The sequence below is a fragment of the Sandaracinobacter sp. T42 genome (assembly GCF_059115405.1).
Map to the genome: position 1 here is coordinate 1186467 of NZ_CM181101.1, position 12574 is coordinate 1199040.

Sequence of the window (12574 nt, forward strand, 5' to 3'; positions counted from 1 at the left end):
GACCATGCCGGTTCGCATCGCCCCCTCCATCCTGTCCGCCGATTTCTCGAAGCTGGGGGAAGAGGTCCGCGCCATCGACGCCGCCGGCGCGGACTGGATCCATGTGGACGTGATGGACAATCATTTCGTCCCGAACCTCACCATCGGGCCAATGGTGGTGAAGGCACTTCGCCCGCACAGCACCAAGCCGTTCGACGTGCATCTGATGGTGACCCCGGCGGATGCGCTGGTGGAGGCGTTCGCGGAAGCCGGCGCCGACATCCTTTCGGTTCACCCGGAATCCGGGCCGCACCTGCACCGCACGCTGATGCGCATCCGGGCGCTGGGCAAGCAGGCCGGCGTGGTGCTGAACCCGGCCACGCCACTGGATTCGCTGGATCATGTGCTGGATCTGCTGGATCTCGTGCTGGTGATGAGCGTGAACCCCGGCTTCGGCGGGCAGAGCTTCATCGAAAGCGCGCTGCCCAAGATCGAGGCGATCCGCAGGCGCATCGACATGAGCGGCAAGGCGATCGAACTGGAAGTGGACGGCGGCGTGGATGCCGGCAATGCCGGGCGACTGGTATCAGCCGGCGCGACCATGCTGGTCGCGGGCACCGCCAGCTTCCGGGGCGGGCCCGGCCAGTATGCCGCCAACATCGCGGCGCTGAAGGCGGCGTGATGCCCGGCGCGGAAAAGCAGGTTCCGCAGTCTGACATGGTGGAGCCTGCTGAAACTGTGAAGCCTGACGCGCCCGATTCCGCCGAACCTGGCTCGGATGCATTCCGGCTGACCCGCAACCTCGGCGATCGCGGCCCCTCCCTTTCGGAGCGGCTGTCGGATCGGCTGGACCGTCTCTCGTTCGCCTCGCCCTTCCACCGCATGCGGCTGAAGGGCCGTTTTCCGCTGAAGTTGATCGCCGTGCCGGACGATCCCGTTCCCGGGGATCCGGCTATCGCACAGCGGCTGAAGGGCGGCCGGCTGTTCCGCGGCGGCTATGGCCAGGGCATGCTGGATGCGCGGCTCGACAATCCCGACGCCCCCGAAGGCTGGCGGCGCTGGGTGCATGGCTGGGGCTGGCTGCGTGATCTTTCCATGGTCGACCTCACCGCGGCCGAAGCGGCCCGGGCCGAAGCGCTCGCCCGGCGCTGGCTCGCCCGTTTCCACGAGTATGACGAGGAAGCCTGGGCGCCGGATTGCACGGGCATGCGCATCCAGATGGCGATCCTGCACGCGCCGCTGGTGATGCCGGGCAAGGATCATGTCCATCGCTCGGCCGTGCTGAACGGGATCGCCCGCTGGTCGCGGCATCTGGATCGCGCCGCGCCGCGCATGCAACCCGGCCTGCCGAAACTCGTGGCCGTCTCCGGTCTCGTCGCGGCAGCGCTGATGCTGCCGGGTGGCGACGAACGTCTGCCGCGTGCGCTGGCCCTGCTGGACGAGGTGCTGGCCGCCCTGCTGACCGCCGATGGCGCGCCCGTCGCCCGGTCGCCGCTGCATCTGGCGGAGATCGCGGACCAGATGCTGGTGCTGGCCGCCTTCCACGCCGCACGAATGCAGAAGCCGTCCGAGCCTGTCGCGCGGACGCTGGAACTCGCCCGGACCACGCTCGGCGCACTGGCGCTGGGGGATGGGCTGCCGTCAGCCTGGCACGGCGGCCAGCCCGATGCCGCCCAGCTTGACCGGCTGAATGTGAAGCCGCTCGATACGCCGCCGCCACGTTCATCCGGATTCCAGCGGCTTGCCGCCGGCAGCGTGCGTCTCGTCGTCGATGCGGGGCCGCCGCCGCCCGCACGCCTCAACCCCGCCACCCATGCCTCCACGCTCGCCTTCACCTTCTCGGACGACAGGCGCCCCGTCGTCGTCTCTTGCGGGGCGGAAAACGGGTCGCGGGGGTCGCGCAACTTCCCCCCCGAACTGGTGATGGGGCTTCGTTCCACCGCCGGGCACAGCACGCTGGTGCTGGCGGATACCAACAGCAGCCGCCTGCACGATGGCGGCCTGCGCCGGCTGGGCGGGGTGGAGGAAGTGCTGGTGGAGGCCCGCCTGACGCGCGACGGCCAGTGGCTGGAAGGCCGGCACGATGGCTATCGCCGCCGCCACGGATACGACCATCTCCGCCGCCTGTGGCTGAACCCGGACGGCACCGACCTGCGCGGCGAGGACCATCTGCTGCCGGTGAAGGGCACGCTGGCGCGCGTCCGCCAGCGCGAATCGCTGCCCATTGCCATCCGATTCCACCTGGGGCCGGGCGCCACCGCCACCCCCACGCAGGATGGCAAGGGCGCGCTGATCCGCATTCCGGGGCAGGGGCGCGATCCGGCCATCGCCTGGGCCGTCCGCGCCAGCTTCAACCATGCGCCCGGCCTGCTGGCCATCGAACCCAGCCTGTTCGTGGACAGCGAGGGCGAAACCCACGAAATCCAGCAGATCCTGCTGACCACCCTCGTCGAACCGGGCAAGGCCGCGGACGTGAGCTGGAGCTTCAAGAAGCAATAGCCGTCAGGCCCTCTGCCCTCGGCGCGGGCGATTTCGCCGTCCTGCATGGCTGCCAGAAACTTGCGCCTTCGCGTCGTGTAAGGCACCGGGGCGCGCAGATACGCCAGATACAAGCGAGTCCCCACGTCATGACCAACCGCCTGCCCATTCGTCGCGCCCTGCTGTCCGTGTCCGACAAGTCGGGCCTTGTGGAATTCGCCCGGGCGCTCGCCGCGCATGGGGCGGAGCTGCTGAGCACCGGCGGCACCGCGAAGGCGCTCCGCGAGGCAGGGCTGGCCGTGACGGACGTGTCCGAGCACACCGGCTTTCCCGAGATGATGGACGGCCGGGTCAAGACCCTGCACCCCAGGGTGCATGGCGGGCTGCTGGCGCTGAGGGACAATGCCGAGCATCAGGCGGCCGCCGCAGCGCACGGAATCCCGCCCATCGATATGGTGGTGATCAACCTCTATCCGTTCGAGGCGACCGTGGCGAAGGGCGCCCCGCGCGACGAGGTGATCGAGAACATCGACATCGGCGGGCCTTCCATGGTTCGTTCGGCCGCGAAGAACCATGAATTCGTCGCCTGCGTGACCGACGCGGCGGATTATGCGGCGCTGACCGGGGAACTGGGTCAGGGCGGGCTCAGCCTCGAAACCCGCCGCCGCCTTGCGGCGAAGGCGTTCCAGGCGACCGCTGCCTATGATGCCGCGATCGCCAGCTGGTTTGCCTTTGCCGACCAGCAGGAGATGTATCCGGCGACCTTCCCGGTGGTGATGCGCCGGGTCGAGATGCTGCGCTACGGTGAGAATCCGCACCAGGAAGCCGCGCTCTATGCCGCGCAGGCGCGCCCCGGCGGCATCGCCAGCGCCGAACTGGTGCAGGGCAAGGCCTTGTCCTACAACAACATCGCCGACGCCGACGGGGCCTTCAACCTGATCTCGGAATTCCGTGACAAGGAACCGACGGTCGCCATCATCAAGCACGCCAACCCCTGCGGCGTCGCCAGCGCGCCCACCCTCATCGAGGCTTATGAGGCCGCGAAGGCCACCGACCCGGTTTCGGCCTTCGGCGGGATCATCGCGCTCAACCGCGCGCTGGACGGCCCCACGGCGGAAGCCATCACCGAACTGTTCACCGAAGTGATCATCGCGCCTGCCGCCGATGAAGCCGCCCGTGCAGCGGTGGCGCGCAAGAAGAATCTCCGTCTGCTGCTCGCGCCGCTGCTGGATCCGGCCCGCATCGGCTTCCAGCTGAAGACGGTGTCCGGCGGCTTCCTGCTGCAGACGCGCGACAACAGACTGGTGGACGAGCTGAAAATCGTCACGAAGCGCGCGCCGACGCCGCAGGAACTGAACGACATGATGTTCGCCTGGATCGTCGCCAAGCATGTGAAATCCAACGCCATCGTCTATGCGAAGGACGGGGCGACCGCCGGCATCGGCGCCGGGCAGATGAGCCGGGTGGACAGCGCCCGGATCGCCGCCTGGAAGGCGAAGGAAGCCGCCGAAACCGCCGGGTGGCCGCAGCCCCGCACCATCGGCAGCGCCGTCGCGTCGGACGCCTTCTTCCCCTTCGCCGACGGCCTGCTGGCCGCCGCGGATGCAGGGGCGACGGCGGTGATCCAGCCGGGCGGTTCCATGCGCGACGCCGAAGTGATCGCCGCCGCCGACGAGCGCGGCCTCGCCATGGCCTTCACCGGCCTCAGGCACTTCAACCACTGACAGTGACGCGATCCGGCATTCCCCTGCCGCCCCCGCACATCCGGGGCGCCTTGTGGATGGCGGTCGCCTGCGTCGCCTTTGCGGGGCTGTGGGTGATGATCCGCCTGGCCTCGCAGGAACTGCACCCCTTCGCCGTTGTCGTCTGGCGCAACTTCATCGGCCTCCTCTGGCTGATGCCGCTGGTGCTGACGTCGCCTGGCCTCATCCGGCTGGAACGGATGCCCGCCCAGATGAAACGGGCGGCCTCCGGCGTGGTCGCCACCTTCGCGACCTTCTACGCGGTGGCCAACGCGCCGCTCGCCAATGTGCTGGCGATCAACTACAGCGCGCCGCTGTTCGCGATGATCGGCGCGATGCTGTTCCTGGGCGAACGGGTGCGCTGGGTGCGGGGCGGGGCGCTGCTGATGGGGTTCGCCGGCATGCTGCTGGTGCTTCGCCCCGGCACCGCCGAAATGACGCCGGGCCTCTGGGCGGCCGTCATCTCCGCGCTGGCCACGGCCTTTTCCTATGTGGCGATCAAGCAGCTGACCGGCACCGACGACAGCCGCGCGGTGGCCGTGTGGAGCTTCATCCTGACGACGCCGGTTTCGATGATCCTCGCCATCCCCTTCTGGAGCTGGCCTTCGGCGCATCTGTGGCCGATCCTGGTGTCGCTGGGGGCCTGCGCGGCGGCCGGGCAGCTGGCGCTGTCGCGCGCGTTCAGCCTGGCCGATGCAGGGGCGGTGATGCCGTTCGATTTCGTGCGCTTCGGCCTGATCACGCTGGCCGGGATCCTGCTGTTCGGGGAACGATATGATCTGTTCACCCTGGTCGGCGGGGCGGTGATCCTTCTGTCCACCATCATCCTCGCGCTCAGGGAACAGGCGCTGGCGCAGGAAGAACGCAAACGTCCACCCTCCTAAGTTTTGGGGATGCAAGCCGGGGGGTTCCGCGCCTAGGCATGTCGCGCATTTCCAACCGGGAAGGGATTCAAATGGAACTCAAGGGACTGTCCGCCGTCATCACCGGGGGCGCTTCCGGCCTCGGCGCCGCCACTGCCCGCCGCCTCGCGGCTGAGGGCGTGAAGGTCGCGTTGTTCGACCTGAACGCCGAAAAGGGTGAGGCGCTGGCCGCCGAACTGGGCGGCGTGTTCTGCCAGGTGAACGTCACCGACGATGCGTCGGTGGATGCCGGCTTCGCCAAGGCCCGCGCGGCCATCGGGCAGGAACGCATCCTGATCAACTGCGCCGGCACCGGCAACGCCATCAAGACGGCGAGCCGCGCCAAGGAAACCGGCGAGATCAAGCATTTCCCGCTGGATGCCTTCAACCTGATCATCCAGATCAACCTTGTCGGCACCTTCCGCTGCATCGCCAAGTCCGCGGCCGGCATGATGACGCTGCCGCCCATCGGCGAGTTCGGGGAGCGTGGCGCGATCGTGAACACCGCCTCCGTCGCGGCGGAAGACGGCCAGATCGGCCAGGCCGCCTACTCCGCGTCCAAGGGCGGCGTTGTCGGCATGACGCTGCCGATCGCCCGCGACCTGTCCAGCGAAGGCATCCGCGTGAACACCATCCTGCCGGGCATCTTCAACACCCCGCTGCTGCAGGGCGCGCCGGAGAATGTGAAGGCCGCGCTGGGCGCCTCGGTGCTGTTCCCCAAGCGCCTCGGCAACCCGGACGAATATGCCGGGCTCGCGGTGGAAATGTGCCGCAACTCCTACTTCAACGGCGAGGATGTCCGCCTGGACGGCGGCATCCGCATGGCGCCGCGCTGAGGCTGGCGGGGCGGGGGGTTCGCCCCCCGCCCACCCCTGAAGGACCGGCCGCTCAGTCCAGCAGCGCGTCGATCGATTTCGCCATCCTCACGTCGCGGGCGCTCAGCCCGCCGGCGTCATGCGTGGTCAGCGCGATCTCCACGCGGTTCCACACGTTGAACCATTCCGGATGATGATCCTGCACTTCGGCCAGCAGCGCCACGCGGGTCATGAAGGCGAAGGCCTGGGAAAAATCCCCGAAGCGGAACGTGCGCTTCAGATGCTCGCCCTCCAGCGTCCAGCCCGGCAATTCGCCTGCCAGTTCCGCGCGTTCATGCGCCCCAAGCTTCTCGACCTTCGCCATCCGAGCCCCTATCTCCATCCCATGTCCGGTCATGCCCCCTCTCTCGCGGATATCGAGGCGCTTGCGCAAGCCGCCGTCGAACGCCTGCCCGATCTGTTCCGCCAGCATCTGGCGAACGTGATCCTGAAGGTGCAGGACTTTCCGGACGCCGACGTGATCGACGCGATGGCGCTGGAAAGCGAATGGGACATCCTCGGCCTCTACTGGGGCCACCCGGTCGGCAATCCGGGCGGGGATTATACCGGCGCGTTGCCGCCCACCATCTTCCTCTACCGCCGCCCCCTGCTCGACGAATGGGCGCACGGAGAGGACACGCTGGAACGGGTGGTGGCCCATGTGCTGGTGCACGAAGTCGGCCATCATTTCGGCCTGTCCGACGATGACATGCACGCCATCGAGGCCTCTCTGGACTAGGCGCGGCCACCCCCTATAGTCCCGCGCAATCAACGACAATCATTCAGGGAGTATCGTCCATGCGGGGACTGATTCCGGCCATCCTGCTCGCCACCGCCGCCCCGGCGGCCGCCGTCACCCCCGCCGAGATCGACGCGGCCGTCGCGAAGGACTGGGCGACCTATCTTGCCCCGCTCTACGATCATTTCCACCGCAACCCCGAACTTTCCGCAGTCGAGGTGAACACGGCAGCGCGCATGGCGAAGGAACTGCGCGCGGTGAAGGGCATGGAGGTGACGGAAAAGGTTGGCGGAACCGGCGTCGTCGGCGTGCTCCGGAACGGCCCCGGCCCCGTGATCCTGCTCCGCGCGGACATGGACGGCCTGCCCGTCGAGGAAAAATCCGGTCTCGCCAATGCCTCGAAGGTGCGCCAGAAGGACCGCAGCGGCGTCGAGCAACCGGTGATGCACGCCTGCGGCCACGATACCCACATCACCGGACTCGTCGCCACCGCCCGGCAGCTGGCCGCCCTGAAGGACAAATGGTCCGGCACGGTGATCTTCGTGGTGCAGCCAGCCGAGGAAATCGTCGGCGGCGCAAAGAAGATGATGGCGGACAATCTCTACCTGCGGTTCGGCAAGCCCGACTACGCCATCGGCTGGCACGTCGCCGCCGGCATTCCCACCGGCACAATCGGCCTCGCGGACGGCGTGACCTATTCGGCTGCCGACACGCTGGACATCGTCGTGCCCGGCATCGGCGCGCATGGCGCCAGCCCGCACAGCGGCAAGGATCCGGTTTTCATCGCGTCGGACATCGTGCAGTCGCTGCAGGGGTTCGTCGGCCGGGAGATCGCGCCCCTGAAGCCCGCCGTGATCACGGTCGGCGCCTTCCATGCCGGGTCCAAGCACAACATCATCTCGGATCGCGCCGAGCTTTCCATCACGGTACGCGCCGATGATCTGGAAACCCGCAACCAGCTGATCGACGGCATCAAGCGGATCGCCGTTCAGACCGGCCGCAAATGGGGCCTGCCCGAAGACAAGCTGCCCGTCGTCACCGTGCGGGAGGATGAGCGCGCGCTGCCGAACATCAACGATCCGGAACTCACGCGCCGCCTTCAGAGCGCGTTCGCCACAGCCTATGGCGACAAGATCTTCACCAGGACGCCACGCGAAGGCATGGGGGCGGAAGATTTCCCTTATCTCGTCGGCCCGGGGGTTAAGGGCGTCTATTACAATGTGGGCGGCACCCCGCAGGCCGCGATCGACGCCGAAAAGGCCGGCGGCCCCGCCGTTCCCAGCCACCACAGCCCGCTGTTCAAGGTGGATGGGGAAGCAGCCGTGAAGCTGGGTGCGCAGACGATGACGATCGCCGTTCTGGATCTCGCCGCGAAGCCTGCCCGATAGCGCGGGATGCCGGGCGCTAGGCCGGTCCGCAGCGGCCGGCGCCCGGCCCCTTCACGAAGCGCCCCGGCGTCGCGCCGGTCGGCTCGCCGTCCTTCAGCACCTGCGTGCCGTTCACCCATACATGCGAAACGCCCGTCGCATATTGCTGGGGTTTCGCAAACGTCGCGTGGTCGCGGATCGTGGCCGGATCGAACACCACCATGTCAGCGAACCCGCCCGGCGCCAGCGTGCCCCGGCCTTCGAGCTTCAGCCGCGCGGCGGGCAGGCCCGACAGCCGGTGAATGGCGCTTTCCAGGCTGTCCACCTTCCGATCCCGCACATAATGGCCCAGGAAGCGGGCGACATTGCCATAGGCGCGCGGATGGTCGGAGCTTTCGAGGAACACCCCCTCGATCGCGGGCGCCCCGGCATCCGATCCCAGCGTCACCCAGGGCAGGGCGGCAAAGGCCTCCACATTCTCGTCCGACATCAGGAAATAGACCGTGTCCACCCGGCTTTCATCCTCGATCACCAGGTCGATGATCGTGTCTACCGGGCTGGTGCCGCGCATCGCGGACACCTCGGCCAGCGTCTTGCCGATCAGCGGCCGCAGTTTCGGGTTGCGGAAGCCGATGAACAACACGCGTGAGGCATCGCCGGCGGAGCGATACAGATTCTCCCATCCTTGCGGTTCGGCGCGCATTTCAGCCAGCACCTTCGCCCGGATCGCCGGGTCCTTCAGCCGCTTCACCCATTCCGCGTCGCCGCCGGCCTGCACCCAGGTCGGCATGCTGGCGTCAAGCCCGGTCGCGCCGGCGGGATAGACATACATGTTGGCGCGGATATCCAGCCCCTCGGCCTTCGCCGCCGCGATCTTCGCCAGAATGGCGTCGCGCTTGTCCCAGTTCGCCCGGCCCGAGAGTTTCAGATGGTAGATTTCCGCCGGGCCGCCGCTTTCGCGGGCGATGCGGATCAGCTCGTCCAGCGCCTTTTCGATATTTGCCCCTTCGGATCGCATATGGCTGATGTAGCCGCCGCCGCAGCGCGCGGATTCCGTGGCCAGCGCCACCAGTTCGGGCGTCTGCGCATATCCGCCGGGCGCATAGATCAGGCTTGAGCCGACACCCAGCGCGCCTTCGTTCATCGCCTGCCGCACAAGGGCGCGCATGCGCGTCAGCTGTTCGGGCGTGGGCTGGACATCGCCTTCGCCCAGTTCGTGGATGCGCACAGTCGTCGCCCCCACGAAGCTCGCGACATTGGGGGCGATTCCCCGCGCTTCCAGATGCGCCAGATATTCGCCCAATGTCGTCCAGGGCACGTCGAACTTCAGGCTGGATTGCTGGCCGATCATCGCCTGCCGCATGGGATCCGTCAGCGGGCCCATGGTCCAGCCTTCGCCCATCACCTGCAAGGTCACGCCCTGCTTCAGGTCTGAAAGGCCCCGCCCGTCCACCAGCAGCGATTCGGTCGCCCAGCTCAGCATGTTCACGAAGCCCGGCGCCACGGCCTTGCCGGAGGCGTCCACCGTGCGGACCGCGGCCGGCGGGGCGCCCTTGCCGATCGCGGAGATCCGGTCTCCGTCCACGGCGACCCAGCCCCTGAAGCCGGGCGCACCGGTGCCATCGTAGACGGTGCCGTTGGCGATCACCAGATCATGCGCCGCAAGCGCCGGGCCCGAAACGGCCAATGCCGCAAACGCAAGTCCGAACCGCATCCACATCCCCTTCGTCGCCACATCAGGCGCGGATGCTACACGCGCGGCCGCCGGGGGCAAGTCAGTCCCACAACCGCAGGATCAGGCTCTGGCTGGCGGTGGCGATCAGTTCGCCCGTCTGCGCGAAGATGTGCATGCGGCCATGGGCAAAGCCGTTCGCAACGCCGTGGATCTGCACGTCGCACAGCAGCCAGTCCGTTTCGACCCGGCGGTGGAAGCGAATGGAATTGTCCAGGCTGTTGCCGCCCGCATCGCGGCCCAGCGCAGGGCCCACGCCGCTGGGCACATAATCCGCCACCACCGCGACGAAGGCGGTGTCGATCGGGTGCCCTGGCCCCAGCACGGCCGGGTTGGGCCGCGCCCACATAACCACCCGCCCGTCCTCGGCCAGATGGCCGCCGGCCCGGGGTCCGTGCATGGAGCCCTTTGCAATGCGGAATTCCACCCGGCTGTGGATGTCGTCGGGATGGCGGGCCTCCCACAGCTGGCGCGGGCGGCAATCCTCCGGCGGGGCGACGCGCGGCGCCAGCGTCCACTGGCCCCGCTCGGGCAGGTCGCGCAGCCCCAGCGCGGCAGAGACGTTCAGCACCTCGCGTCCGCCCGCGGTTGCGGAAACCCGCGCCTGGCTCACCTGGTTGCCGCGCACCCGCTCGTCCACGGTGAAGGTCACCGTCTCCCCGGGCCGGGCATAGCTTTCATACTGGGCCGTCGCCCACACGACAGGGCGGCCCGTCACCTGTTCCAGCGCGGTCAGGCTTGCCCCCAGCCCGACGCCGCCGAACATGAACAGCCTGTCGGCGGGTCCGACGGCGATCGGGGGGGTCACGTCCAGTTCGAATGCGGTGGGCCCCGCGGGCTTCAGATTGATCCACATGTGGCCGGATTAGCGCGGCCCGTGCTGCAATGCACCACCCGCTTCAGCCAGCCTCCTGCCAGTGCAGCGCCTGGTACAGCAGCAGCGTGCCCGCCATGGCGACATTCAGGCTGTCGGCCCGCCCGCGCATCGGCATGATCACCAGCTGGTCGCAGTCCGCCATCAGTGCTTCAGGCAGGCCCTGCGCCTCGTTCCCCACCATCAGCAGGGCCGGCGGCGCATAGCGGGCCTGCCGGTAATCCACCGCCCGTGCGTCCAGTGCTGCGCCCGTCAGCGTCGCGCCATGTCGGGCCTTCCATGCCAGGAATTCGGCGGTCGTCGCCGCCACGCACGGCACGGTGAAGAAGGCGCCCATGCTGGCACGCACCGCCTCGATGCTCGTCGGATCGGCGCTTTCGTCCAGCAGGATCAGCGCGCCCGTGCCCGTCGCGTCGCAGGCCCTCAGCAGCGTGCCCAGATTGCCAGGATCGCGCAGCCGCTCGGCCACAAGCGTCCGCGGTCCGGGCACAAGATCGGCAAGCGTCAGCGGACGCGGCCGATAGGCGGCCGCCACGGCCTGCGGATTGTCCTTCCCCGTCACGCCGGAGAGCAGGCCCGGCGTGGTTTCCACCACCTGCCCCCCCCCGGCCAGTGTCGCCTGCGCCAGACGCCGCACCAGCGGATGATCCCCCTTGCCGTGCGCGAACAGAAGCACCTTGGGAACCCAGCCGGCGTCCAACGCCTCGGTGCAGATGCGCAGGCCCTCGGCCAGGAACAGGCCCTCCGCGCGGCGGTACTTCTTTTCCCGCAGGCTGCGCATCCGCTTCAGCGTCGCATTCGACGCAGATGTGATCAGCGCGGCGTTCATAGCGGGGGCGCGTTGTAGCAGTGCCACAGGAACAGGGCCGCAGTGCCCCGGTGCGGCCGCCAGCCGTCCGCCAGTGCCCGCAGCGCCCGTTCCGACGGCCGCGCGCCGTCAAGGAACAGCCGGCCGGCCTGCACCTGCACGGCTAGGTCGCCGGCCGGGAACACATCGGCGCGGCCTTCCGCGAACAGCAGATAGATCTCGGCGGACCAGCGCCCGAGCCCCTTCACCGACGACAGCAGCAGGATCGCTGCCTCGTCGTCGGCCGGAAGCGCGTCGAGCGGCAGGCTGCCATCCAGCACATGCCCGGCCAGGCTGTGCACATAGCCGGCCTTCATCCGCGAAAGGCCGGCTGCGCGCAGATCTTCCGGGCTGGCGGCCATCATGCGGGCAGGATCGTGCAGATCGCCCACCTGCGTTTCCAGCTTGCGCCAGATGCTGCCGGCGGCGGCGGTTGAAACCTGCTGGCTCACGATCGCCCGCAACAGCGTCTCATAACCCGGGGGGCGGATGCGCGGCTCGGGCGGCCCATGGCGTTCGGCCGCCTCCGCGAAGCGTCGATCCGCCGCGGCCAGGTGGGCCATGCCCTCGGAAATCCTCTCAGCCGTCAGCCCCAAGAAACCTCTCCATTCCGTCCATGTCGCCGGCGCGTCGGCCGGGCCGTCTTGCACATGGAATGTCCCACGCTAATAGGCATGCAAACCGTGGGGGTCACGGACAAACCGGAGTACAGGCATGCCAACTCTCATCGTTGTCGATCGCAAGGGCAATGAACGGGCCGTCACGGGCGAAGCGGGCCTGTCGGTCATGGAAGTGATCCGCGACAACGGTTTCGACGAACTGCTGGCCCTGTGCGGCGGCTCCTGCTCGTGCGCGACCTGCCATGTCCATGTCGATGCGGACTGGATCGCCAAGGTCGGCCCCGCGCACGAGGACGAGACGGACCTTCTGGACAGCTCCGACCACCGAGAGCCCAATTCGCGCCTGTCGTGCCAGATCCAGTTCAGCGACGAACTGGACGGCCTGAAAGTGACGATCGCGCCCGAGGACTGAGGCCCGGCAACCGCACCGCGCCCTCTGC

At 68.4% G+C, this 12574-nt stretch carries 13 protein-coding genes; 8 read left to right on the forward strand and 5 right to left on the reverse strand.

Annotated features, from left to right (window positions below):
- The first annotated feature begins 4 nt into the window (after positions 1 to 4).
- The 5 genes from rpe to ACW9TV_RS05675 all read left to right on the forward strand — a co-directional run bounded on the left by rpe (position 5) and on the right by ACW9TV_RS05675 (position 5937).
- A complete protein-coding gene (gene rpe / locus ACW9TV_RS05655; RefSeq protein WP_494304875.1) occupies positions 5 to 661 on the forward strand; it encodes a ribulose-phosphate 3-epimerase in 657 nt (218 codons plus the stop codon).
- Positions 661 to 2478, forward strand: coding sequence for a heparinase II/III family protein (locus tag ACW9TV_RS05660; RefSeq protein ID WP_494304876.1), 1818 nt, complete (start codon positions 661 to 663; stop codon positions 2476 to 2478). The genes rpe and ACW9TV_RS05660 overlap by 1 nt, the downstream gene beginning before the upstream one ends.
- Positions 2479 to 2606: 128 nt before the next feature.
- A complete protein-coding gene (gene purH / locus ACW9TV_RS05665) occupies positions 2607 to 4181 on the forward strand; it encodes a bifunctional phosphoribosylaminoimidazolecarboxamide formyltransferase/IMP cyclohydrolase (RefSeq protein WP_494304877.1) in 1575 nt (524 codons plus the stop codon).
- Between the two features lie 2 nt (positions 4182 to 4183).
- On the forward strand, positions 4184 to 5083 hold the full coding sequence (locus tag ACW9TV_RS05670) for a DMT family transporter (RefSeq protein WP_494304878.1): 900 nt from the start codon (positions 4184 to 4186) through the stop codon (positions 5081 to 5083).
- A gap of 71 nt (positions 5084 to 5154) precedes the next feature.
- Positions 5155 to 5937 (forward strand): SDR family NAD(P)-dependent oxidoreductase, encoded by a 783-nt coding sequence (locus ACW9TV_RS05675; protein ID WP_494304879.1) that lies wholly within the window; start codon positions 5155 to 5157, stop codon positions 5935 to 5937.
- 52 nt (positions 5938 to 5989) lie between these two features.
- Here the strand turns inward: ACW9TV_RS05675 and ACW9TV_RS05680 are convergent, their stop codons facing one another.
- Positions 5990 to 6280 (reverse strand): 4a-hydroxytetrahydrobiopterin dehydratase, encoded by a 291-nt coding sequence (locus tag ACW9TV_RS05680; protein ID WP_494304880.1) that lies wholly within the window; start codon positions 6278 to 6280, stop codon positions 5990 to 5992.
- Between the two features lie 21 nt (positions 6281 to 6301).
- Between ACW9TV_RS05680 and ACW9TV_RS05685 the strand changes: the two genes are divergently transcribed.
- Positions 6302 to 6694 carry a metallopeptidase family protein gene (locus ACW9TV_RS05685; protein WP_494304881.1) on the forward strand — a complete coding sequence of 131 codons (393 nt, stop codon included), beginning with the start codon at positions 6302 to 6304 and terminating at the stop codon, positions 6692 to 6694.
- A gap of 59 nt (positions 6695 to 6753) precedes the next feature.
- Positions 6754 to 8082, forward strand: a complete 1329-nt coding sequence (locus tag ACW9TV_RS05690) for an amidohydrolase (RefSeq protein WP_494304882.1) — start codon at positions 6754 to 6756, stop codon at positions 8080 to 8082.
- 16 nt (positions 8083 to 8098) lie between these two features.
- Here ACW9TV_RS05690 and ACW9TV_RS05695 read toward each other — a convergent pair whose 3' ends face one another.
- The 4 genes from ACW9TV_RS05695 to ACW9TV_RS05710 form a co-directional block, all read right to left on the reverse strand.
- On the reverse strand, positions 8099 to 9775 hold the full coding sequence (locus tag ACW9TV_RS05695; RefSeq protein ID WP_494304883.1) for an N-acyl-D-amino-acid deacylase family protein: 1677 nt from the start codon (positions 9773 to 9775) through the stop codon (positions 8099 to 8101).
- A gap of 61 nt (positions 9776 to 9836) precedes the next feature.
- Positions 9837 to 10649 carry an acyl-CoA thioesterase gene (locus ACW9TV_RS05700; RefSeq protein ID WP_494304884.1) on the reverse strand — a complete coding sequence of 271 codons (813 nt, stop codon included), beginning with the start codon at positions 10647 to 10649 and terminating at the stop codon, positions 9837 to 9839.
- 43 nt (positions 10650 to 10692) lie between these two features.
- Entirely contained in the window at positions 10693 to 11496 is an 804-nt protein-coding gene (locus ACW9TV_RS05705; protein ID WP_494304885.1) for a TrmH family RNA methyltransferase, read from the reverse strand.
- Positions 11493 to 12110, reverse strand: a complete 618-nt coding sequence (locus tag ACW9TV_RS05710) for a DNA-3-methyladenine glycosylase family protein (protein WP_494304886.1) — start codon at positions 12108 to 12110, stop codon at positions 11493 to 11495. Before ACW9TV_RS05710 ends, ACW9TV_RS05705 begins: the two co-directional genes overlap by 4 nt.
- A 118-nt stretch (positions 12111 to 12228) precedes the next feature.
- Between ACW9TV_RS05710 and ACW9TV_RS05715 the strand changes: the two genes are divergently transcribed.
- On the forward strand, positions 12229 to 12546 hold the full coding sequence (locus ACW9TV_RS05715) for a 2Fe-2S iron-sulfur cluster-binding protein (RefSeq protein ID WP_494304887.1): 318 nt from the start codon (positions 12229 to 12231) through the stop codon (positions 12544 to 12546).
- The last annotated feature ends 28 nt before the right edge of the window (positions 12547 to 12574 follow it).